Origin of the sequence: Sorangium sp. So ce394, from assembly GCF_051474665.1 — a bacterium.
In the GTDB taxonomy this organism is placed as follows: Bacteria; Myxococcota_A; Polyangia; order Polyangiales; family Polyangiaceae; genus Sorangium; species Sorangium cellulosum_D.
The window spans coordinates 5,867,181-5,891,213 of the sequence record NZ_CP150339.1; the positions used below are offsets into that span (position 1 = coordinate 5,867,181).

Below are 24,033 nucleotides of genomic sequence, written 5' to 3' on the forward strand. Positions count from 1 at the left end.
GAACGCCGAGAAGACAATCCACTCTTGGCGTCCTTGGCGGCTTGGCGGTTCATCCTCAGGACATCGCAGCCTCGGCGGCGGCCGGGGGCGCCTCGACGGCGGCGCGCGCGGGGCGGAGCGGGTGCGTCTCGACGCGCCAGATGCCCTCGTCGGTCAGCCGGATCGCCGCGAACCGGGCGACGCCGTCGAGGTGGCCGTCCGTCTCGTGGCCCAGCGTCGACGAGGGGTGCGCGTAGACGCTGACGCGACCGCCGCTCTTCGAGCGGTAGTGGCCGAAGAACGCGAGGTGCTTGTGCCCGTGCAGCACGAGCGCGCTGTTCTTCTTCGGGTTCTTCTGCTGGTACGCCGCGAGCATCTCGAGCAGGCGCGGGCCATCCATCGCGATCATGAACGTGTCGTTGAGCGAGATCGGCCCCGCGAGGCGCGCCACGTGGTGGTGCAGGAGCACGATGACCGGGCCGGAGCCCCGCCGGAGCGCGCGGGCCAGGCGCCGGAGCTGACCGCCGCCGATCTGCCCGATCGCGTTCGACCCCACGAACCGCGAGCGGTAACGGTTCGAGTTGAGCCCGAAGATCCGGATTCCCCCCTCGAGATCGAGCCGCCGCGGATACAGGCCGGCGATCGCGCGCAGCCGGCGCCGCGCCCGCTTGCGGGCGGGGATGTGCAAGCGGGGCTGGAAGGGGCCGCGCTCCACCCGGGTGAGCACCTCGATGAAGCGCTGCTCGCGCTCGGCCCGCTTTTTGAGGTACGGGTCGGGCGACGTGCCGACGTTGATGGCGATATCGTGGTTGCCAGGCACCATGAGCACCTGCGACGACGCCGGGATGCCGGAGAGCGCCGCCTCGAGCTCGGCCCACTGCGCCTCTTCCCCGAGATCGGTCATGTCGCCCGTCAGCGCGACGAGCGGCGGCTTCATGGCCGCGATCTCCGCGACGAGCCGCCGGAGACGGCCGGTCAGCTCGGCGGTGTCGGGGCGAGCGACCCCCTCGGGCCACGCGGCCGAGCCCTCCTCGATCTCGTACGGCTCGCGGCCGCCCGCCGTGATGTGCAGATCGGAGAGCTGGCAGAGCACGAGCCGCCCGCCGGGGATCGCGTCCCCAGGGTCGGGGAACAGCGTCGCCGCGCCGCCATACCGCAGGATCACCCGGGTCGCCTCGCCCAGGGCGAACGCGAGCCAGGCATACAGCGAGAGCCCGAGCGCGAGCAGCGCGAGCGCGATGCAGCCGGCGAGGACGAACGCCGCGCCGCCCCCGAACGAGACGCTGCCGCCCGCAGGGAACCACGCGAGATCGGACCCGAAGGACGAGAGGATCGAGCCGTCCAGCCACGCGGTCAGCCAGCTCGGGACCCCGATCTCGAGGAGATGCGCGATGAACCCGCCGGCGAGGCAGACCGCGGCGAGGACGAGGAACAGCAGGATCAGGCGATCGCGGACGACGTCGATGACGTCGACGACCTCGCCGAGCCGACCCCGGAACGACGATCGGAAATAGCGGCTCCCGTAGGAGACCTTCTTCCACGTCTCCGGCCGCCACACGCGGCCGCGGCTCGCGATGCGCGAGACGACCACGGCGGGGGCGACGATCAGGGCGGACAGGACGAGCACCGGCAGGAGCGCCAGGTAGAGAATTCGCAGGGCCGCCCTTCGCACGATGCTTCATTTGACGTGCCCCGGGCAGGACCGTCAAGCAGCCGCTCGGGTGGGCAGGCGGCCGCGCGCGCCCTGAAAGTTGCCGAAATTGATGGATGTCCGTAGCAGTAAGCGCGAGCCGTCCCACCGATGTCCTGCCCCGAGACGCCGCACGACCCGGCCTCCGCGCCGCGACCGACCGCGCCGAGCGATCCGCCGCCGGCGCTCTCGACAGGCCCGCGCGCTGCGAACGCGAAGAGCGCCACCGCGCGCGGCGCGCGCGGCGGTGGCTCGATCGCGGCGCTCGCCGCCGCGGGCGCGCTCGGCGCAGGCGCGCTCGGCGCGGCCGCCGCCGTGGAGACCGCGGCGCACGCGAACGCGCCGGCGGCGCGGGCCGCGGCGCCGCTCATCGCAGGCGCGCTGCAGGAGCGCGCGCTCGCCGCGTCGGCCGCGCCGCCGGAGCGCGCGGCGCCCGCGGGGGACGACGAGGACGTCGCGCCGGACACGCTGGAGGAGCAGCGCCTCCGGCTCTTCGCGCGGATGCGGCGCGAGCTCGCGCTCTCTGACGAGGCGATGCGGGAGGTCGAGGCGATCTTCGCGGCGTCGCCGGTGCTCGGGCAGGGCAACCCCGCGCTCTCGCGTCACCCGATGTCGCGCTCCGAGTGCCGCCGCGCCCGGGAGCTCGCGGGCGTCGCGCCGGCGCGCGAGCCGGCCTGCGGCGCGCCGGGGATGGTGCCGCTCTTCGATCCCACGCGCGGGCAGACCGCGGAGAGCGCGCCGGTGTGCATCGATCAGCTCGAGTTCCCGAACATCCCCTGCGAGTATCCGGTCGTGCACGTCCGGGCGCGCGAAGCGGCGCTCCTCTGCAGGGCGATCGGGAAGCGGATCTGCGATGCGCACGAGTGGGAAGGGGCGTGCGCCGGCGCCCTGAGGGAGCCCGACGTCGAGTACGAGTGGGAGCGGCCCCGGGACGAGGCGAGCTGGCACCACAACCTCCTTCGCGAGAAGGTGTGGAGCTACGGTTCCGAGAAGAACCACGCGCTCTGCGGGACGGGGAGCGCCCGCACGCCGGGCTGCCCGGGCGGCGGGTGGGACCGCTGCGGCTCCAACACGTATCCGGCCGGCGCCTTCCCCGCGTGCCGGAGCCGCCTCGGGGTCTTCGATCTGCACGGCAACGTGGCCGAGCACATGAGCCTGCCCATCCTGCCCGACGAGCTCGCGCGGCGCGGCGATCGGGGCTTCACCGAGATGAAGGGCAGCTGGTTCGCGTTCTCGTCGATGGAGGTCCACGCCGACGACTGCAGATGGCGCGCGCCCGCCTGGCATGGAACGCGGATCATGAGCAAGGGCAGCCACGCGAACTACCACCTGGGATTCCGCTGCTGCAAGGACATCGGGTCACCGTGAGCGCGCGCGCCCTGCGGCGCGCGGCGGCGCCCCCCGCGGTGCGAGGGTGCGCCGTCTGACCCCGGCGAGCCGCGGGGCGGGGCGCCGCCGGGCCTGGAGGCCTCCCGTGCTCGCCGGGATCCCCCGCCTCGCCGGGGCTCAGCGGCGGCGCCGGCGCGCAGCCGCAGCGACGCCGAGCCCGGCGAGCATGGCCAGCAGCGGGGCGCCCGCGCCTCGCTCGCCCATGTCCGGCGCGCCCGGGACCCGGCAGGAGCAGGACGGGACGCCGGGGGGCGACGGCGGGACGACGCACTGGCCGGCCAGGTTGCACACCGAGGGGGAGACGCAGTCGGCCGTCGACCGGCACTGCTTCAGGCAATCGCCGGCGCCGGATGGGCAGCGGTAGGGAGAGCAGTCCTGATCCGCGGCGCCGGCGATGCGGCGCGTGTGCTCGCCGTCGCAGCTCGGGCCGATCTCGCGCAGATCGGCGCAGGCGCCGTCCTGGCAGATGAAGTCGAGGATGCAGTCGGCGTCCGACGCGCAGGTCGTCCTGCACGCCGTGCCGTCCTCGGCGCAGCGGAATCCGCGGCACGACGAGCGCTCGGTCGTGTAGCCGCCTCTGCCGTCGCAGGAGAAGCGCAGCTGCGTGCCAGCGGCGATGGCGCAGTCGCCGCCGGCACACGTGCACTCGCCCTCCCTCAGGACCTCATCGCTCTGGGGGAACTTGCACGATCCGTCTGCGTTCCCGCCGCAGTAGCCGCGACAGCTCTCTTCGCCGCCGCAGCCCTCGCGCCGCGGGGCGCCGTCGGCGCCGGCATTGGGGTGCGGGTCCTCCCGCCGCTCGTCCGTTCCGACCGCCGTGCACCTGCCCAGCGAGCTCGCGATGTCGCAGGCCTGACAGGGGGCGCCGCACGCGCTGTCGCAGCAGACTCCATCGACGCAGTGCGCGGATGCGCACTGCTCGTCGTCCGTGCAGCTCGTGCTGACAGGCAGCTTGCGCCTGCACAGGCCGACGTTCGCCGGAGAGCCGCCGCCGGCCCCCGCGCCGCCTGCGCCCGCCGCGCTCCCGGCGCCGCCAGCGGCCCCCGCGCCGCCGGTGCCCGCGGCGCCCGTCGCGCCGCCGGTCCCCGCGGCGCCCGTCGCGCCGCCCGAGCCCCCCGCGGCGCCCGCGCCGTCGCCCCCGGCGCCCGCCGCGCTCCCGGCGCCACCAGCGCCCGCCGCGCCGCCCGAACCGCCAGCGGCCCCCGCGCCGCCGGTCCCCGCGGCGCCCGCCCCGCCGCCCGAGCCACCAGCCGCGCCCGCGCCGCCGGCACCCCCAGCACCCGCCGCGCCGCCGGCACCCCCAGCGCCGCCCTCGCCCTCTGCGCCCGCAGAGAGGTCGCACCAGGCGTCGGCCGCGCAGTCGGCGCTCGCCGCGCACCGGCTGACGCACAGGCCGTCAGGTCCGCACACGCCGGGGGCGCAGCTGCGCGTCAGGTCGCTCGCCACGACCTCGCCTGCGCCGTCGCACTTGTTGTGCACCTCGATGCCGCCGACGCACTCCACCGGGAGCTTCGCTTCGGCCTCGACAGGCCCGCAGATCCCGTTGTCGTCGCCGCTCTGCTTGCGCGCCGCCAGGCACGAGATGCACTGGCCGGCGCAGCGCTCGTTGCAACACACGTTTTCGGTGCAGTACCCGGACAGACAGTCGCTGTCCTCCCGGCAGGCATCCCCGAGCGCCCTCACCAGCACCTCCGCGCTGGATTGCACCACGACATCGTCCGTCGCGAGGGCGAGGCCGACGCCGCCCGTCACGAGCACGCCGACGCCGGACGCGATGGAGTCGCCGCCGCTGACCAGCACGGCCGCATGGTCCTGATGGTGCTGGTCCCTCGCGCCCGGGATGAGCGCGCCGAACCTGCCCGAGAGCGCCGAGTAGATCTCCGCGCTGGCGAGCGGTCTGCCGTCGGTCCCGCCGGCGATGACGACGTCCCCGCTCGAGAGCCGCGTCGCGGTGTGCGCGGCGCGCCGCACGCCCATCGCGGGCGCCGCGCTGACGGCGACGGCGTCCCCCGCGATCGTGATGCGCTCGGCGCTGCTCAGGTAGGTGAAATTGCCGCTCGCCGCGGTCACGCCGCCCGTGAACAGGACGCTGGACGAGCCCTCCTCGGGACCGGGGTCGAGGAGCGTGGCCGTGTGCCGGGCCCGGCTGCCGATCAGCCGCTGGGAGAGCAAGGCGAACGTGCCCCGCGGGCCCCCCGCCGGGTCGTAGATCTCGAGCGTCTGCCCGGCGACGACGGCGTCCACGAAGCCGCCGGCGACGAGCACGCGGCCGTCGTTCAGCAGGACGGCCGCGTGCGCCTTGCGCGACGCCTGCATCGCGCCGTCACCGGAGACGAACGCGCCGCTCTCCGGGTCGTAGACGTCGAAGGTCCCGAGCGGGAACACGTTCGCGGAGGAGGTCGCGCCGCCGGCGATGAGCACGCGGCCGTCCGCGAGCCGCGTCGCGGTGTGGGCGATGCGCGCAGAGCGCATCGGCGGGCCCGGTGAGAACAGGCCGTCGGCGTAGACGAGCGTGGTAGTGACGGCCGTCCCGGTGGCCGACCCGCTGCCGCCGGCCAGGAAGACCGCGCCCGTGTCGAGCCGCGTCGCGGTGTGGCCGCCGCGCGCCTGGGGCATCGGGGCGATCGTGCCGAACGAGCGGCTCTGCTGATCGTAGAGCTCGGCCGAGGCGAGCGCCGCGCCCGAGGCGCCGAAGCCGCCGGCGATGAGCACCCGGCTCCGCGGATCGTCGTCGTCCAGCCGCGTCGCGGTGTGGCGCGTGCGCGCCTCGGCCATCGCCTCGGAGGTGACCTGCCAGTACGGGTCGACGAGCGCCGGATAACGCACGCCCGCGCCCGCCCAGGCGACCGTCACCGCGCACGCCGCCGCGCCCGGCGCGGTGACGGGCCGACCCCACGGCGGTCGCGGGCTCGTGTCGACCGCGCAGCCCTCCACCGCGAGCCGCGCGGGCCGCCGCTCGCCGTCCGCGTCGAGCACGTACGGCGGCGCGATGCGCAGCCGCGGGGCGCCGCCCGCGTCGAGGAACTCCAGCGTGTTCGCGACGAGGCGCAGGCCGGCGGCGCCGCCCACGTCGACGCGGTACCGGAGCTCCTCGCGCGCGGGCGCGCGCTCGAAGAACGCGAAGTCCTCGGTGCCCACGCGGTCGATCCGGTGGAGCAGATCCGCGCCGTCGGGCCCGGCCCCCGCGTAGATCGCGAACCCGTCCGCCTCGGCGAGCGGCGCGTCCGCGGCGCCGTCCAGCGAGAACGCCACGCCGAGGCCCGAGGTCATGTCGCTGAGACGGACCGGCCCGGAGGCGCGGGGCGAGAGCTCCACGGCCGCGAGCGCGCGCGGGACGTGCGGCCGGACGACGCCCGGGGAGACGGCGACGCTCGCCGGCCCGGGGCGCAGCGCGAGCGCGGCGCCGGCGCCCGGCAGGCGCGCGCGGATCGCCGCGAGCCGGGCGCGGCTGTCCGCCGCGCCGACCGGCGCGGGCGGAGCTGCCGGCGGGCCCTCCGGCGCGCGGGGGCGCTCGGAGCAGACCGAAAGCAGCAGGACGGCGCCCGCGCCGGCGAGGATCCTGGCAGGTCGCGGGAGCGGCGCGGCGGGATCGCGCTTGGGCTTGAGCACGGAGTCGTGTTCCTTCCTCGGGAGTCCGTCCGGCCGGCGCAGCGGTGGCCGGCGCATGGCGCTGCCGGACGAGGAGGCCGCACGATATCAGAACCGGAGAGCGCCGCGCCGCGGAATCAGAACGGGGGAGCGGGGGAGCGGGGGAACGGGAACGGCGAACCGGGAACGGCGAACCGGAGAGCGACGCGCGCGGAGCGGCGGAGCGCGGCAGCGCGGATCGCGCCGGGCCCCACACGGGACCACACGGGCGCGATCCTGTCGCCGGACGCGCTTGCTGCGCGCGAGAGGCGGGGTGTAAATGGAGATCTCGGCCGAATCGAGAGGGGAATTCATGCGACGATTGACCTATCTTTCACTTGCCGTGACGGCGCTCCTCCAGGGGGCTGCGTGCGGCGAGGATGCCGCGCCCGGCGACGCGACGACCGGCGGCGCGGGGGCGGCAGACGCCACCACCACGACCACGAGCGGCGGTGGGAGCAGCACCGGCGGCGGCGAGGGAGGCCAGGGGGGCGGAACGGGCACGGGCGGCGGGGGTGCCGGCGGCGCGGGCACAGGCGGGGCGGGGGGTATGGGCGGCGCGGGCACAGGCGGCGCAGGAGGCACGGGCGGGGCGACGATCTATGGCTACTGCGCCAAGGGCTGCGCGACGCCCGCGGATTGCTGTGCGCCGGGTCAGGGCAATTGCCCGAGCGACAGCTATCCCACGAACTATACCTGTGACGAGGGCATCTGCGGCGCGCCGCAGTGCGCGAGCCAAGACGACTGTACGAACGGCGGCACCAATCCGAACAAGCAGTGCGTGCCATCCGGCGGCGTGAGGCAGTGCGTCACCCCGTGCTCCGTCGACACGGATTGCTCGGGGAGAGCCAAGTGCGTCGGGGTCGACGATGTCGGTAAGACGTTCTGCAGGATCGAATCCGAGCCGTTCGTGTGCACCAGCACCGAAGAATGTGGCGGATCGGGCAAGTGCGTCGAAGGTGCCTGCGTATGCGAGGGCAACGACGATTGCACGGCACCTTCTGCGAACGCGTGCGTCTTGTGACGACCGCCGCCCGGCGTGACGCGGGTGGCAACGGAGATCAGCTCGATCGCGACGACGATGGGATCGCCGCCGGAGACGACAGGGGTGTAAAACCAAGATCTCGGCCGAACCGAGAGAGGGCTCATGCGACGTTTGGGGTTCTTCCGTTCGCCGCGACGGCAATCATCCACTCGGCCGCACGCGCGTGCGGCCAGACGAGCTGTTGCGGCGATAATTCGCCCGCTGCATGACCCCCAGGGCGGGCGCATCGAGCGCCAGGACCGCGACCGTGAGAGGCGGCGGAAGCAGCGCCGACGCGCCTCCCTCGTGACGGACGCCCGGCAACGCCGCGCAGTTCGCAGCGGCTCGGCTTCCCAGATCAGGGCAGCTCTTTTGATGGTATTCTCCTACACCTACCGCGGAGGGCTCGCCGTGGCTCGTCACCTTCTGTCTCCTTCCTCTCACCGGTACTCTCTGCGTGGCGGCACGCTCCCGTCCGCTGTGATGTGGCATTCCCGCTTGCTCGTCGTCGGCTTGTCGATCCTCGCCGCGTCGGTGCTGAGCGCGCGCAGCGCCTGGGCCCAGTCGTGCACTCTGCCCGCGGCGCTCGATCCCGATGGCGATTGCGTCAGCAACGTCGGTGCTTACCCTGACAACTGCCCGGATCTTCCCAATCCCGAACAGGAGAACGGAGACGGGGACAGGCACGGCGACGCTTGCGACAACTGCCCGAGCACCAAGAACGAGAGCCAGTGGAACCAGGACGGGGACAGCAGGGGCAATGACTGCGACAACTGCCCATACCTCGCCAGCGAGGACTTCGGCGACAACGACGCAGACGGCCGCGGGAACCCGTGCGACGACGACGACGACAACGACGGCATCGATGACGACGACGACAACTGTCGGTTCGTCGAGAACCCGCCCGCGACGCCGGGCGAGCCGCAAGCCGACAACGATGGCGACGGGGAGGGCGATGCCTGCGATCCCGACGACGACGACGACGGCGTCCCCGATGTCGGGGAGGACGACGCGCCGCTCGACAACTGCCAGTTCATCGAGAACCCGCCGGCGACGCCGGGCGAGCCGCAGGACGACAACGACGGCGACGGCCTCGGCAACGCGTGCGACAACTGCCCCGATGCCGACAACGGGCCGCTGGAGCCGGGGCCTGACCTCGATATCCAACGTGACAGCGACGGCGACGGCGACGGCGACGCCTGCGACCCCGACGACGACAACGATGGCGTCGACGACGACGTCGACAATTGCCGGTTCGTTGCGAATCCGCCTCCCGCCCCGGGCGAGCCGCAGGACGACAACGACGGCGATGGCGAGGGCGACGCCTGCGACCTCGATGACGACAACGATGACGTCCTCGACGTCGACGACAATTGCCCCTTCGTCGCGAATCCGCCTTCGGCCCCAGGCGGGCCGCAGGACGACAACGACGGCGATGGCGAGGGCGACGCCTGCGACCTCGACGACGACAACGATGACGTCCTCGACGTCGACGACAATTGCCGGTTCGTCGCGAATCCGCCTTCGGCCCCGGGCGGGCCGCAGGACGACAGCGACAACGACGGCGACGGCGACGCCTGCGACCCCGACGACGACAACGATGGCGTCGCCGACGACGTCGACAACTGCCCCTTCGTCGCCAACCCGCCTGCGACCCCAGGCGGTCCGCAGGCCGACAACGACGGCACCGGCGGCGGCGACGCCTGCGACCCCGACGACGACAACGACGGCGTTCCCGACGATATCGACAACTGCCAGTTCGTCGCCAACCCGCCCGCGGCCCCGGGCGAGCCGCAGGCCGACAACGACGGCACCGGCGGCGGCGACGCCTGCGACCCCGACGACGACAACGACCTCGTCCTCGACAACGTCGACAATTGCCCGTTCACGGCCAATCCACCGGCGACCCCGGGCGGGCCGCAGGCCGACAACGACGGCACCGACGGCGGCGACGCCTGCGACCCCGACGACGACAACGATGGCGTCGCCGACGACATCGACAACTGCCAGTTCGTCGCCAACCCGCCCCCGGGGCTGGACGCCTCGCAGGCCGACACCGACGGCGACGGCCTCGGCGACTCGTGCGACAACGACGCCGACAACGACGGCCTTCACAATCAGCTGGAGACGCTCTGGGCCACGGGCTCGCGGAACTCGGACACCGACGCTGACGGCATCGACGACGCCACCGAGGTGTGCCCGAACTTCGTGACATGCGTCCCGTGGAACAGCGTCGCCGGCAACGGCGACACCAGCGGGGTCATCGACAGCCTGCGGATCTGCACCCAGGATGACGCCCCCCGGAGCTGCTATATCGCAAAGGCCGTCGATACGGTCCGCGGCGACGGCGTCCCCGACGCGCTCGAGGTGTGCTCGGAGAGCGACCCGCGCGACTGCTATGCCCTACTCCCGATCGACACCGACGGCGACGCGCTCCCCGACAGCCTGACGCCCTGCGAGGCGGGGGGCTGCTACTTCACGGAGCCGACCGACACGGACGACGACGACGAAGGTATCGATGCGCTCGACAGAGACAGCGATGGTGACTCCGTGCCCGACGAGGATGAGGCGCAGCCGCTCACCCCGGACGGCCTTCCGGCAGACACCGACGCGATCGGCGACGACCGCGACTGGATCCCCGATTATCGCGATCTCGACTCGGACAACGACGGCTTCCTCGACAAGGTCGACAACTGCAGGACCCACCGCACCCTGGATCAGCACGACGAGGACGGCGACGGGCGCGGGGACGCGTGCGACGACGAGGACATCGACAACGATGGAATCCGGAACTTCGAGGACAACTGCGTGTACGTGGCGAACGGGCCTGCCGCGCCGACGCCGGACGACCCGAGCGACGACCAGCTCGACGCCGACGAAGACGGCGAAGGCGACGTGTGCGACGGAGACGACGACAACGACGGCGCGCCCGACGACGACGACAACTGCCCCTTCGTCGCGAACGGGCCCACCCTGCCGACGCCGGACGACCCGAGCGACGATCAGCTCGACACCGACGGCGACGGCGACGGCAACGCGTGCGATGATGACGACGACGACGACGGCGCGCTCGACGACGAGGACAACTGCCCCCTCGTCGAGAACGACCAGTCCGACGCGGACGAGGACGACCTCGGCGACGCCTGCGATCCGTGCCCGACCGAGCGGGGCGAGACCTGCATGCCGACCGGCCAGGGCGGCGCGGGCGGCGCAGGCGGCGCGGGCGGCGCGGGCGGCGGCGAGGCCGGGGCCGGCGGCGGCCAGGGAGGCGCAGGCGGCGCGGACGGGGAGCCGCCGTTCGACAGGCCGAAATTCGAGGGGGGCTGCGACTGCCGCATGACAGCCGGCGGAGGCGCCAGCGAGGGCGCCGGCGCCAGCTTGCTGCTGCTGCTCGCGGCGCTCGCGCGCCGGCGCAGACCGCGGTCTGCGCGGCCGCGCGCGCCGCGTTCAGCGGGCGCCGGCGCGCCGTTCAGGCCTTGAAGGCGTCGTAACGGCCGGCGCGCGGCGCGACGCGCGCCTCCAGCGCGGCACGCTCGGCGGGCGGCATGGGGAAGGGCAGGGACCTCGCGCCGAGGTTCTCGCGCACCTCGGCGATCGAGGAGCAGCCGATGATCACCGTGTCGGCGTGGCTCGCCGCATAGCGGATGAGCTCGCTCGGGCTCGCGGCGCGATCCTGGAGCAGGCGGCCCGCGGCCATGATCTTCATACCGATGACGCCGACGCCGCGCCGCCGCGCCTCCTCGACCACCGTCGTCAGGAACGGGAGCCGCGCCGGATCCGCGGGGTTGATCGCGCACAGCACGGTGTCGACCGGGTAGCGCCGCATCGCCTCGACGAGGATCTGCGGGTCGTGGTGCCCGGTGATCCCCACGTGGCGCACGCGGCCGTCCGCCTTGGCCTGCTCCACGGCCTCGATCGCGCCCCCCTTGCCGAAGATGGCGTCGAGCTCGTCCAATTCGCGCAGGTCGTGCAACTGCCACAGATCGAGGTGGTCTGTCCCGAGGCGGCGCAGGCTGTCGTCGAGCAGCCTGAGCGCGCCATCGCGATCGCGCGCGTGCGTCTTGGAGGCGAGGAAGACCTGCTCGCGCGCGCTCGGCCCGGCGGCGCGGAAGGCTTCACCATAATAGTCCTGGCTCTGCTGGTACGCAGGCGCGGTGTCGCAGTACCTGACCCCCAGGCGCAGCGCCTCCAGGATCACCGGCACCGCCTCGCGATGCCGGCCGGTGGTCCGGAGGATCCCCTCTCCGCCGAGCGACACCGCCTCCACCTGCGCGCCGGTCCGCCCGAGCGTGCGGGGCGGCGCCGCCGCGGCGCCTCGAGGGGACGCGGGCGCCGCGGACGGCGCGCCCCCGGCGGCGCCGCTCACGATGGCCGCGGCGGTCATGGCGGCCGCGCGCAGCCCCCCGCGGCGGTTCGCGTCGGCGCCTTCCGTCTCCTTCGGCTCGTTGCTCATGCGTCCTCCGGAGAAAAGTTCTACCAACCCGCTGACCGCACGTAAACGGCCGTCCGGATCCCCACAACACAGGCTCGCTCACATGAGCCCACTTACGCGCATCAGGTGGTCCATCGGCGCAGGTTTGCTCTGGCGCGGCGGACTCGAGCGCGCACGGCGGAGCTGCGGAGTTCGAGCGCCCACCGCGGAGCCGCGGTGACGGAGGCGGATGGTTACGGCCCGAGTCGATCGACTCGCCTCTTGCCTTCGTTGGTCACAAACGGCGCATCCTGAGCAGGTGAGGCGCAGGGGGCCGGGGCCTCCGCTGCGGCGAGGGCGGTTTCTGGCCGGGTCAGACGATCGGCCCGCGAGGCGGCGCGCGCCGGCCGCCCGCGCGTCGCCGGAGGGTCGCCGCGGCTCTCGTTCACGACGGCCGCGGCGCGGGCGGGAGCGCACGTGATCTGCTCGAACGCGCGCGGTAGGGGGTTTTGCGCGCCGCGCGAGCGACGGCCGCGAAAGCGGTGAGTTCGTCATCTCCAGCGGACGCGCACAGCCCGCGCGCGATAGGACCGCCGCGCGGTGGACGTCCCGCCGGTCTTCGCGCTGAGAACCCGGGAAACCAGCGCCGGCGCTGATCCAGAGAATGCCTTTTCGCGAGCGCGGCGCGGCCGGCAGCGCGAGCTCCGAGCGGCAGTGTCTGCACACGAAGGCTGAGGCACACAGCCTGCTCTTCGATGAGCCCAAGATGGCGCGGGCCTTCCGGCCATCACGGGATATTGAGGAGGACAACAACATGCTTTCGATTCATGGCAAGGTGCTGGGACTCGCGGTGGTGATGGCGGCGCTGGGCACGGGGTGCGCCGTCGACTCGGTGAGCGACGTGGAGCTCGACGAGGCCGGTCTCGACGAGGTCGAGCAGGTCGATTCGACCGCCCAGGCGCTCGAGGGGGATGACGAGGCGAGGGGCGGGTTCCAGCAGGCGCCGAGCAAGGCGCCGCTCAAGGGGGGGCTGCAGGGGCCTGCGGATCTCGGCCAGGCGCCGATCGGCGCGCAGGGGCCGGCGGCTCCCGGTCTCCAGGGGCCGATTGGCCAGGTCGGCCAGGCGCCGATTGGCCAGGTCGGCCAGGCGCCGATTGGCCAGGGGCCTGTGGGCGTGCCGGGCGTCGGCGCGCCTGGCCTGCCGGGCCTCGGCCTGCCGGGCGTCGGCGTGCCGGGCGTCGGCGTGCCGGGCCTCGGCTTCGGCATGCCGGGCTTCGGCGCCGTGGGCTCGCGCTTCGGCGGCATCGGCTTCGGCGGCTTCGGCGGCTTCGGCTGCTGCCCCACGATTTTTAACAACAACACCAACGTCAACATCAACACGCTCTTTGACGACTTCCGCTTCCGCGACGACTGCCGCTTCCGCGACGACTTCCGCTTCCGCGACGACTGCCGCTTCCGCGACGACTTCCGCTTCTGCCCGCCGTTCCGCGACGACTTCCGCGACGACTTCCGCTTCCGCGACGACTTCCGCTTCTGCCCGCCGTTCCACCACTGCTGCCCGCCGTTCCACCACTTCTGCCGGCCGCATCACTGCGGTGGGGGCGGCGATTTCGGCTGGTAGCCGGCGCTCGGACCGCGGCAGCTGCTAACGCCACGCCCGCTCGCGCGGCGCTAGCAGAGCCCTCGACCTCGCCTTGATGGCCGGCCGGCATCGGCCCTCTGTCGCCAGCTCTCTCGCAGATATCCCCGCGGCCGCCTGGGGCCTACCCCCAGGCGGCCAGCGATGCCGGGGACGTGACGGCGGCGGAGGCGGCTGGCTCGTCCGGACGCGGCGTGGCCGGGTGAGGCCGCGCCTCGCTCCAGGTACGCGCCCCCCCAGGAGCGCGGCGTGTCCCGCGAGACTGTACACGCATCCGCGACGGGTTGGGCCGCGAGCCCGCGCGCGCTCGCGGACATTGCCCCCCCGTGCGCAATCCCTTAGAGTGGCCGGAACGCTGTGATCGGCACGATCATCGACGGCAAGTACCAGATACGCAAGCTGCTCGGGGAGGGCGCCATGGGCTCGGTCTATGAGGCCGAGCACACGGGGACCGGACGCCGCTGCGCCGTGAAGGTGATCAGCTCGGCCGATCTCACCCGCGATCCGAAGGTGGTCAGCCGCTTCCAGCGCGAGGCGCGCGCGGCGGGCGCGATCGACACGCAGCACATCACCCAGGTGCTCGACGCCGGCGTCGACCGCGACTCGAAGCTGCCCTTCCTCGCGATGGAGTACCTCGCGGGCGAGGACGTCCACCAGCTCATCAAGCGCGTCGGGCCGCTCGCGCCCGACCTCTCGCTGCGCATCGTCGCGCAGTCGTGCCTCGGGCTCCAGAAGGCGCACGAGGCGAGCGTCGTCCACCGCGACATCAAGCCGCACAACCTGTTCCTCTCGCGGCGCGACGCCGGCGAGATCCTCGTCAAGCTGCTCGATTTCGGCATCGCCAAGGTCAAGATGGACCGGGCGAACGAGACCGAGGGCGCCGACCTCACGCGCACCGGGAACCTCATCGGCTCCCCGCTCTACATGTCGCCCGAGCAGGCGCGCGGGCAAAAGGAGATCGATCACCGCACCGACATCTGGTCGCTCGGCGCCGTGCTCTACCAGGCGCTCACCGGGCGAACGCCGTACCATCACATCACCGCGCTCGGCGAGCTCATCATCGCCATCTGCTCGGATCCCCCGCCGCCGGTGCAGGACTTCGCCCCGTGGGTGCCGCCGGAGGTGGCGGCGATCGTGCACCGCTGTCTGCTGCAGGCGCCCGGGCAGCGCTACCAGAGCGCGCAGGAGATGTTCGGCGCCATCCGGCCGCTGCTCCCCTACGGCTGGGGCATCCACGAGAGCATGCTCGTGCCGCTGCCGGACGCGGTGCGCAGGCAGTCCGCGCCGCGGCTCTCGATGAACGTCAACGCCCCGCCCGCGAACCAGAGCGGCGCGTACGCCGCCGCCTCGCCCGCCAACCAGAGCGGAGGGTACCCGGCGCTCGCGGCCTCGCCCGCGAACCAGAGCGGCGCGTACGCCGCCGCCTCGCCCGCCAACCAGAGCGGAGGGTACCCCGCGGTCCCGCACGAGCACCGCGGAGGAGGGTACCCGTCGTTCGCGCCGCCCCCGAACCCGGGCGGGCCGCACGGCGCGATCGCGCCGGCCGCCAACCACGCCGGCGCCGCGACCACCGGGGCGCTCACGCAGTCGCATCGCGGCACGCAGCCGGGCGCGTCGCGGGTGCCGGTCGTGGCCGGCGCCGCGCTGCTCGCCGCGGGCATCGCGGCCGGCGTGTACTTCGTCAGCGGCGGGTCGCCAGAGCCCGCCGCGCCGCCGGCGGCGGCGGCGACCCCGGAGGTGCTCCCGACGGCGGCGGCCACCCCGGCGCCGACCCCGGCGCCGCCGCCCGCCGCGACGGAGACGTCGGAGGCCGTCGCGGCCGAGCTGCAGCCCAGGCGGGTTCAGGTGGTCATCCTGCCGCCCGACGCCTCGGTCGAGGTCGAAGGCGCGCGCGCGACCACCAGGAACGGGATCCTCGAGATCACCGGGCCGCTCGGGAGCGAGCACAGGGTGCGCGTGTTCAAGGGGGCGAACGAGGCGGTGACCGACGTGATCGTGACCACCAGCGGCGCGCGGCCGCTCAAGATCGAGCTCGCGCCGACCCCGACGAAGGGCGCCCCGGCGCCTCCGGCGAAGAGCGCCTCCGCCGCGCCGGCGCCGGCCCCAGCGCCGACGACCTACAAGGGGATCATCAACGACACGGAAGAGTTCGGAAAGTAAGCGCAGAAGGACAAGGCTGAGTACGGTGCTCGATCGAATGGATCTGCGTACGCGGCGCGGCGGCTCGTGTCCTCTCTCCCTCGCGCGGCGGCTTCGGTCGGCGCGGTGGCTGCGCGCGCTCTCGGCCGCGCTCGCCGTCGCGGTCGCCGCGGGGCCGGCGTTCGCGCAGCCGGCGCCGGCCGCTGCGGAGGACGCCGCGCCGGCCGGCGGGGAGGGCGCCGCGCCGGCCGAGGAGGCGCCCGTCTCCGAGACGACCCGGCAGGTCGCGCGGCTCCACTTCGAGAAGGGGCTCGCCCTGCTGCGCGAGGAGGCCTGGGGCCCCGCGCTCGCCGAGTTCCTCCTCTCGCGCAAGCTCTACCCGACGCGCGCGGCCACGAACAACGCCGCGATCGCGCTGCGCAGGCTCCAGCGCTACGACGAGGCGCTCGAGATGTTCGAGACCTTCCTGCGCGATTTCACCATGTCGGCCGCCGAGCGCGCGGTCGCGCAACGCGAGATCGCCGAGCTGCGCGCGCTCGTGGGGACGCTCGACATCACGAACGCCGAGCCCGGGGCGTCGATCGTGGTGAGCGGCGAGGAGCGCGGGCAGTACCCGCCCGTCAAGCCGATCCGCGTCGCCGCGGGCGCGCACGTCGTCCGCGTGTTCAAGGAGGGCTACGAGCCGGTCGAGGTGCGCGTCGACGTCGCCGGGGGCCAGACGGTCACGGTGAACGCGAAGCTCCGCAGGCTGGTCCGCTCCGGCCGGCTGCGCGTCGTGGAGCGGGCCGGCAAGACCGTCGACGTGCTCGTGGACAACGTGGTCGTGGGGCAGACGCCGTGGATCGGCACGCTGTCGGTCGGCGATCACATGGTGGCGCTGCGCGGCGAGGGGAAGCTCGGGACGCAGCCGACGGCGGCGCCCGTGAAGCCGCAGGAGCTCACGACGCTGTCGCTCCTCGCCGAGGACCTCGACGCGTCGCTGCGGGTCGACCCCACGCCGCCCGGCGCGAGCGTCTGGATCAACTCGGTCAACGTGGGCAACGGCGTCTGGCTGGGCCGGCTCAAGGCCGGCGCGCACCGGGTGGAGGTGAAGGCCGACGGGTTCGTCTCCGAGGCGCGCACGGTGACGCTGCAGAAGGGCCAGCGGCAGGGCCTGAGCCTCGCGCTCGAGCGCGACGAGGACGCGGAGATCTGGCGCAAGCCGCCGAAGATCACGCTCGAGGCGAGCGCCTCGTTCCTCGTGGCGCCGACCTTCGGCGGCGACGTCGCGAGCGCCTGCGGCTCGGGGTGCTCGAGCGCGATCGGCCTCGGCGGGCTCGGCACGATCCACGGCGGCTACGAGCTCGGCTCGGGCCTCGGCGTCGGGATCGAGCTCGGCGGCATCGTCGCGGCGCAGCAGCTCGACGAGCGCGCGGCGGAGCTCAGGCCGATCGGCTACCGGGATCCGCTCGGCGGCGCGGCGAGCGACGCGCTCCGCCTCGGCGGCTTCCTGGCCGGCGCGACGTTCGGCTATCACCTCGGCGAGCAGTACCCCGCGCTGCTGCGGCTCGGCGCCGGGGTGCTCGTGGGCGAGGTCCGCGACGAGCGGGCGGGCAGGTTCAGGACGACCCAGGGGGCGTGGTTCAACACGTACCCGGTGGTCGACTTCGCCTCGGCGACGTACTTCTACGTGGATCCGGAGGCGAGGCTCGGCGTGCGGCTCGGGGAGCGCTGGGAGCTCTCGGCCAGCGTGAAGCTGCTCCTCCTGATCGGCCTCAGCAAGCCGTCGTGGGACAGGACCATCGAGCTCGCGGCGTCGACCGACGGCATCGGGACGTACGAGCACGAGTCGCTCATGGGCGACTTCGTCCTGATGATCGCGCCCGGGGCGAGCCTGCGGTACCAGTTCTGACGCGCCGGCCCGCGGCGCGACGCGGCTCAGGTCCGGCCGACCGTGCCCCGTTGGACGCGGCACGATGCGCGGAGGCTTCGATTCCAGTCTACGTGCTACCTGGCACGCGCTACACGCCTACGCGGGTCTCAGCGTCTATGGGACCGTCGTGGCCGTGGACGACACCGCGGTCGCGCCGAATGGCTCGGCCGCGATAGCAGACGACGGGACGTCCATCGTCACTGGACAGGCGCCAAGAGGCAAGGAATTCAAGGTACACTGGCACATCGATGTCAATGGCGCCGGGACTCGCGAACGGGGTTCGAGCGAGCCGGATCATGTGCGGACGAGCAGCCATGCGGTGAGTCCTGCGGGAACGCGCGGGGGGGCACGCGTGACCCGCCGCGGCGCGATGGCATGTTGCCCCCCGCGTCACCGCCCCGCTATCGTGGCCGGCCGATGAGGTCTCCCTCCGTCGCAGCGGTCGCTTCCGCGGCCGTCCTCATGACGCTCGCCAGCGCGTCGAGAGGCCAGTCCACCGGCGGCTTCTCCCTCAACCGGTTCGAGCCGGCGCCCGCCGGGGACGCGTTCTTCGGCGTGCCGTCGCCCGCCGCTCCCGGCCACTTCGCGGCGCGCGCCCACGCGATGCTCGATTACTCCCACCTGCCGATCCGCACGAGCGGCGAGGCGGATGTCGCCATCGTCTCCTCGCAGGCGTACCTGCGCCTCGACGCCTCGCTCGCGCTGTGGGAGCGCCTGCTGCTCTCGATCGACGCGCCGCTCGCCATCGCGCAAGGGGGCGACGACCCGGGCATCCCCGGCGTGCAGTTCACCGAGCTGACGGCGCCGAAGCTCGCCGACCTCCGCCTCGGCGCGCGGGTCCGCCTGCTCGGCGAGGACGCGGGTCCGGTCCAGCTCGGGCTCGGCGGCTACCTGTTCGCGCCCACGGGCTCACCGTCGCAGTACACCGGCGACGCCGAGGTCCGCGGCGCCTTCCACGCGAGCATCGGCGGGCGCGCCGGCTCGACGCTCGGTTTCCTCTGGAATGCGAGCGGCGGGGTCGAGCTCGGCGGAGGGCAGAACCGCCCTCCGCTGGTCACGTTCGGCGGCGCCGCGGGGCTCCTCCTGGGCGGCGATCTCCTCCAGCTCGGCGCCGAGCTGTACGGCGCAGCGCCGCTCGGCGAGGAGCTCGTGCTGTCGAGCGTGCCGGCCACGCAAGCGGACGCCGGCGTCAACGCCGAGCTGCTCTTCGGCGCCAAGCTGCGGGTCCTCGGCGGCTTGACGTTCGGCGCCGCGCTCGGTCCCGGCCTCCTGAACGCCGTTGGCACGCCGACCGTGCGCGCCGTCGGCGTGCTCGGCTGGGCGCCCCTCCCGAAGCCGGCCTCGGCGCGCGCGCCGAACGTCGCCGCGGCTGGCGACAAGGACGACGACGGCATCGACGACCACATCGACGCCTGCCCCGACGTCAAGGGCGATCCTTCGCCCGATCCCGCGAGGGACGGCTGCCCTCCGGCGGACCGCGACGGCGACGCGGTGCTCGACATCGACGACGCCTGCCCGTCCACCCCTGGCGCGCGCAGCGCCGACGCCACGCGGAACGGCTGCCCGGACGACTCGGACGACGACGGCTTCCACGACGGCATCGACGCTTGCCCCAGCGTGCGCGGCGGGCCGAGCGACGACCCGAAGCAGGTGGGCTGCCCGAGCGACGCGGACGGCGACGGCATCGCCGACGCCTCGGACGCCTGCCCGAAGGTCAAGGGGCCAGCGAGCCAGAACCCGAAGCAGAACGGCTGCCCGGACGATCCGGACGGCGACGGCGTCCGCGGCGCCGCGGACGCCTGCCCGAACGAGCGGGGGCTCTCCGACCCCGATCCACGGCAGAACGGCTGCCCCAAATTCGTCCGCGTGAACGCCGACGAGATCACGACGTCGAAGCCGGTGCAGTTCGTCGTGTACGGCAAGACCCGCGCCCAGACGGTCGATCCCGTCTCCGACGAGATCCTGTACGAGGTGCGCGACGCCATCCAGCAGAACCCGGACATCGAGCTCGTCGAGGTGCAAGGCCACACGGACGACAGCGGGACCGAGGACTACAACCAGCGCTTGTCCCAGGAGCGCGCCGAGGCCGTCCTCTCGTGGCTCGTGGCCGCGGGGGTGCCGCGAGAGAAGCTCGTCGCCAGGGGCTACGGCTTCGAGCAGCCGCTCGGGGACAACCGAGTCAAGACAGGGCGCCAGAAGAACCGCCGCGTCCAGTTCGTGATCATCAAGCGCAAAGGACGGCAGTAGCGAGCGGGCGAGGTCGTCGTGATTGCGACCTCGCCACGCCACAACGCCCGAGACACCACAGCCCCCGACAGCCGCGCCGCGCCTTGCAGCCAGGGCAATCGCCGCGCCGCCGCGCCGCCGCGCCGCCGCGCCATACGCTATCGCCCGACCCCAGTCGTGACCGTTCCCTGACAGCCGTGGTCAGGCGCGTGTGTCACCTTGAGGGATGCTCCATACGGTGGCAATCTCAGATATCCATCTTTGCGAGCTCGAGCCGGGTGACGGTCTTTGGATGCGCTACCGTCAGGCTCCTTACTCCCCCGACAGCGAGGTCGCGGCGATGCTGGACGCGCTTCGGGACGAGATGAAGCAGGGCACGGCGCGCGGCGCCGGGCGGCATGAGCTCACGCTGGTGCTCAACGGCGACGTGTTCGACCTCGACGCGCCGCGTGTGATCGATCAAAAGAGCGTCTTCCACGACCTGCCGCGCAGCGCCGAGCACGCGGTCCCGGCGATGAAGGCGATCCTCGCGGACCACCCGGTGTTCATCGAGGCGCTGGGCCGCGTCGTCGCGGATGGTCACACCGTCGTGTTCATCTCCGGCAACCACGACGTTCAGCTCACGTTGCCCGAGGTGCGCGACCTGGTCCGGTCCCGCGTGGTCGAGGCGGCGCTCGCCGCGCTGGACGGCGCGCCGCGCCCCGGCTCGAGCTCGCCCGCGGGCGAGGCCGAGCGGGCGCGCGCGGCGCTGGGCGCGCGCGTCGTGTTCCGCGCCTGGTTCCACAAGACGCCGGACGGCATCATCGTGGAGCACGGCAACCAGTACGACGCCTATTGCAGCTACCGCTACCCCATGGTCCCGTTCGGCCGGAAGCCGGGCGAGATCCAGCCGACCATGGGCTCGCTCGTGTGCCGGTTGCTCGTCTCGCGGATGGGGTACTTCAACCCGCACGTGGACTCCTCGTTCATGCTGTCCGCGTTCGGCTACCTCGCGCACTGGGCGCGCTATTACCTGTTCTCTCGCCGCTCGCTCGCGGGGGCGTGGGCGCTCGGCGCGCTGCGCACGGTCGTCGAGCTCGTTCGCCGGCGCGAGCCCGAGCGGCGCGCCCGCCTGCGCGAGTGCCTCGCCGCCGCCGCGCAGGAGACGGGCGCCCCGCTCCGCGCCGTCGCCCGCCACGCCCGCCTGTTCGCGCCGCCGGCCGAGGACCGGCTGGGGCTCGTCGCGCGCGAGCTCTGGCTCGACCGGGCCGCCCTCGGGCTGCTCGCGGTCGCCGTGGCCCTCGTGTGGCTGCTGCTCGCGCCGACCTGGCTCGCGCCGGCGGCGCTCGTCGCGCCGGCGGGGCTCGTCGTCTACGAGCGCCTCGTGCCGAAGCTCCCGCTCGAGGCCACCTGGCAGCGGGTCAGCCGCGCCGCGCGCCAGGTCGCCCGCGCCCACCGCGCCCGGGCGGTCGTCTTCGGCCACACGCACACACCCGAGGGCAGCTGGGAGGGCGGGCTGTTCTTCGGCAACACCGGCTCGTGGTCCGCCGCCTTCGAGGACATCGCCTGCACCAAGCCGGTCTTCGCCGCGCGCCCCCTGGTCTGGCTGCGGTCCGAGCCCGGCGCGGGCAGCTCCGCGCGCCTCTCGGGCGGGCTCGTGACCTGGAAGAACGGCCGCTTCGAGGCCCGCACGGCCAGCGTCCCGCCCCCTGCCGAGCAGCTCCGCGAGCCGCACGGCGCCCCCCCGCCGCTGCGGTCGCCCGCGACCGCGGCGCTGCGCACGTAGCGCGCGTGCGCGAGCGGCCCGGCGCTCCCCGCTCGAATTGAGCCCCTTCCTGACTTGCGCGAGGCGTCCGGTCGCTGGATGCTGCCCGGAGTCGACATGCGTCTCGCCGACGAGGAAGCTCCGTGAACGCCCCGCTCCGCATCGAAGCCGCCGGTGAAAGCCATGTTGGCCGCCAGCGCGAGCACAACGAGGACAGCTTCGCCGTCGATCTGGATCTCGGCCTCTTCGTCGTCGCGGACGGCATCGGCGGCGCCGCCGGGGGGGAGATCGCGTCGCGGATGGCGGTCGACATCGTGCAGGCGTGCTGCAAGGAGGGCGAGGGCGAGATCACGCAGCCCACGGGCTACGACGAGACCGCGGGCCCGTTGGAGCTGCGCCTGGTCTCGTCCATCTGGCGCGCCAACGAGCGCATCTTCGAGGTGGGGCAGCGCGACCCGCGCTTCTACGGGATGGGGACGACGTTTGCGGGCGTGTACGCCGACGCGACCTCGGCGTGCATCGCGCACGTGGGCGACAGCCGGGTCTACCGGTACCGCGAGCACCGGCTGGAGCGGCTCACCGAGGACCACTCGCTCTGGAACGAGCACCTGCACAGCGGCGAGCAGCTGCCCGACGACGTGGATCCGCTGCTCGCCCGCAACGTCGTGACGCGCGCGCTCGGGATGGGGAAGACGGTCGACGTCGCCACGCGCATCGAGCGCCCCGAGGCCGGCGATCTCCTGCTCATCTGCTCGGACGGCCTCTCCGGCCCGGTCCCCGAGCCGGAGATCGCCGAGCTGCTCGCGCAGGGCGCCGATCTCGCCACGACGGCCCGCTCGCTCATCGACCGCGCCAACCAGCACGGCGGCCCCGACAACGTGACGTGCGTCCTCATCCGCTGGACCCCCGCCGCCTGACGTCCCCAACCGCCCGCTCTCCCCCCCAACGGACGCCCGCTCGCCACGCTCCTACCGCCCGCTCTCTCCCCCAACGGATGTGCGCTCGCGGCGCTCACCCGCACAGGAGACGGGCCCAGATCGGCGTTTTCGGCGCGGAGGCGTACTCCTGTACGCCGAGCACCGAAAACGTCGAGCTGGGCCCGTATCCGCAGCGGGTGAGCGCCTAAGGCAGGGAGGGGATGCCGAGGAGGTCGGCGGATCTCGTCATATCGTAAGCGAGCGTGCCCGGCGTCGCGTCATCGCTCTCGCGCTCGACGAGCGAGAACAGCTTGCCGAACGGGGTCGCGAGCTGCTCCTCGGTCGGCGCCTCCTCGCTCCACTCGTCCGGCAGCGGCGGCAGCGCGTCGCCCTCGATCGCGTCGTACGCGCTCGACAGCCGGTCGAAGCCGGCGAGCACCGCCTGGTCGACCTCCGCGCCCTCGGCCCCCTTGGTGAGCAGCCACGGCTGGAAGGCGGCGTAGGTCTGCTCGCCGGCCGCGACGTTCGCGCGCATGTCGGCGAGGGTGTACTGCGCGTAGCGCGACTCCTCCTCGCCGGTCGCCGCCTTGCTCGTCTTCTCGACCTGCTCCAGGATCGAGCTGATCACCCCGCGGTACGCGGACGGCGCGTCGAGCGCGAGGCCCTCGAAATCGGCCTTCATCTTCTCCGCGTCGGCCTTGAGCCGCTCGCAGAGCTCGCCCTTGAACGCGGCCGCCTCGGCCTCGGTGGCCGGGAAGGCCGCGGCCTTGTAGTTCGTGAGCGCCGACTCGAAGGCGAGGACGGGCTCCGGGATCTCGTCCGCCCAGAGGATGCGCTCGACGGCGTGCACGCCGGTCACCCCCTCGTCGTCGAAGAGGTCGTCGTCGGCGGCGACCTCGATGAACGCGTCGTAGCGGGCGTCCGTCGAGTAATCGAGGTCCGGAAAGACGACCGCGATGGCCCCCTCGACGCGCTCGTAGGACTGCCGCGCCTCCTTCCACGCGGCCTTCATCGCGTCGACGGCCGCCTTGTCGCTCGACGCGCTCCACCCGTCCTCGTCCGGCTCGGGCGCGGCCGCCTGGAGCGCGGCCGTGGCGGCGGCGAACTCGTCGAGGTTGTCCTGGATGAAGGCCTTCACCTCGAGCACTGCCCGTCGCTCATAATCCGCGTCGGTGTACAGCGTCTCGTTGTCGCTCCCGCACGCGGGGAGCGAGAGGGCGGCGGCGGCGATGGCCAGACCGGACCGCAGGCAGGCGGGGATGTGCATGGATCTTTCGAGCTCCTTGGTCGCGGCTCGCCCGGAGCGAGCGCGGGATGTCGGTTGGCGCGAGCGCGC

The 24,033-nt window shown here is 73.4% G+C and carries 13 protein-coding genes; 9 read left to right on the forward strand and 4 right to left on the reverse strand.

Features of this window, described 5'->3' with window-relative positions; all coding sequences use genetic code 11:
- Window positions 1–55 precede the first annotated feature (55 nt).
- Entirely contained in the window at window positions 56–1,651 is a 1,596-nt protein-coding gene (locus tag WMF33_RS21435) for a metallophosphoesterase family protein (protein ID WP_437338887.1), read from the reverse strand.
- Window positions 1,652–1,780: 129 nt separating this feature from the next.
- On the opposite strand from WMF33_RS21435, the gene WMF33_RS21440 reads away from it, so the two are divergent.
- Complete coding sequence (locus WMF33_RS21440) at window positions 1,781–3,037, forward strand: SUMF1/EgtB/PvdO family nonheme iron enzyme (protein ID WP_437338888.1); 1,257 nt, start codon at window positions 1,781–1,783, stop codon at window positions 3,035–3,037.
- 138 nt (window positions 3,038–3,175) lie between these two features.
- Here the strand turns inward: WMF33_RS21440 and WMF33_RS21445 are convergent, their stop codons facing one another.
- Window positions 3,176–6,667, reverse strand: a complete 3,492-nt coding sequence (locus WMF33_RS21445) for a Kelch repeat-containing protein (RefSeq protein WP_437338889.1) — start codon at window positions 6,665–6,667, stop codon at window positions 3,176–3,178.
- Window positions 6,668–6,998: 331 nt separating this feature from the next.
- Between WMF33_RS21445 and WMF33_RS21450 the strand changes: the two genes are divergently transcribed.
- Both WMF33_RS21450 and WMF33_RS21455 read left to right on the forward strand, forming a co-directional pair.
- Window positions 6,999–7,709 carry a hypothetical protein gene (locus WMF33_RS21450; protein ID WP_437338890.1) on the forward strand — a complete coding sequence of 237 codons (711 nt, stop codon included), beginning with the start codon at window positions 6,999–7,001 and terminating at the stop codon, window positions 7,707–7,709.
- Window positions 7,710–8,192: 483 nt separating this feature from the next.
- Window positions 8,193–11,189: a thrombospondin type 3 repeat-containing protein gene (locus WMF33_RS21455; RefSeq protein ID WP_437338891.1), complete on the forward strand. Its 2,997-nt coding sequence runs from the start codon at window positions 8,193–8,195 to the stop codon at window positions 11,187–11,189.
- On the opposite strand, the gene WMF33_RS21460 is transcribed toward WMF33_RS21455, so the two are convergent.
- Window positions 11,179–12,162 carry an aldo/keto reductase gene (locus WMF33_RS21460; RefSeq protein ID WP_437338892.1) on the reverse strand — a complete coding sequence of 328 codons (984 nt, stop codon included), beginning with the start codon at window positions 12,160–12,162 and terminating at the stop codon, window positions 11,179–11,181. The two genes, WMF33_RS21455 and WMF33_RS21460, sit on opposite strands and share 11 nt — an antisense overlap.
- Window positions 12,163–12,934: 772 nt before the next feature.
- On the opposite strand from WMF33_RS21460, the gene WMF33_RS21465 reads away from it, so the two are divergent.
- The 6 genes from WMF33_RS21465 (at window position 12,935) to WMF33_RS21490 (ending at window position 22,697) form a co-directional block, all read left to right on the forward strand.
- Window positions 12,935–13,741, forward strand: a complete 807-nt coding sequence (locus WMF33_RS21465) for a hypothetical protein (protein WP_437338893.1) — start codon at window positions 12,935–12,937, stop codon at window positions 13,739–13,741.
- A 375-nt stretch (window positions 13,742–14,116) separates the two neighbouring features.
- Complete coding sequence (locus tag WMF33_RS21470) at window positions 14,117–15,919, forward strand: serine/threonine protein kinase (protein WP_437338894.1); 1,803 nt, start codon at window positions 14,117–14,119, stop codon at window positions 15,917–15,919.
- Between the two features lie 25 nt (window positions 15,920–15,944).
- Window positions 15,945–17,789 (forward strand): PEGA domain-containing protein, encoded by a 1,845-nt coding sequence (locus WMF33_RS21475; RefSeq protein ID WP_437338895.1) that lies wholly within the window; start codon window positions 15,945–15,947, stop codon window positions 17,787–17,789.
- A gap of 438 nt (window positions 17,790–18,227) precedes the next feature.
- A complete protein-coding gene (locus tag WMF33_RS21480) occupies window positions 18,228–20,057 on the forward strand; it encodes an OmpA family protein (RefSeq protein ID WP_437338896.1) in 1,830 nt (609 codons plus the stop codon).
- Window positions 20,058–20,328: 271 nt separating this feature from the next.
- On the forward strand, window positions 20,329–21,801 hold the full coding sequence (locus WMF33_RS21485; RefSeq protein ID WP_437338897.1) for a hypothetical protein: 1,473 nt from the start codon (window positions 20,329–20,331) through the stop codon (window positions 21,799–21,801).
- Between the two features lie 122 nt (window positions 21,802–21,923).
- On the forward strand, window positions 21,924–22,697 hold the full coding sequence (locus WMF33_RS21490) for a PP2C family protein-serine/threonine phosphatase (protein WP_437338898.1): 774 nt from the start codon (window positions 21,924–21,926) through the stop codon (window positions 22,695–22,697).
- A gap of 205 nt (window positions 22,698–22,902) precedes the next feature.
- Here WMF33_RS21490 and WMF33_RS21495 read toward each other — a convergent pair whose 3' ends face one another.
- Window positions 22,903–23,964, reverse strand: coding sequence for an EfeM/EfeO family lipoprotein (locus WMF33_RS21495; protein ID WP_437338899.1), 1,062 nt, complete (start codon window positions 23,962–23,964; stop codon window positions 22,903–22,905).
- Between the last annotated feature and the right edge of the window lie 69 nt (window positions 23,965–24,033).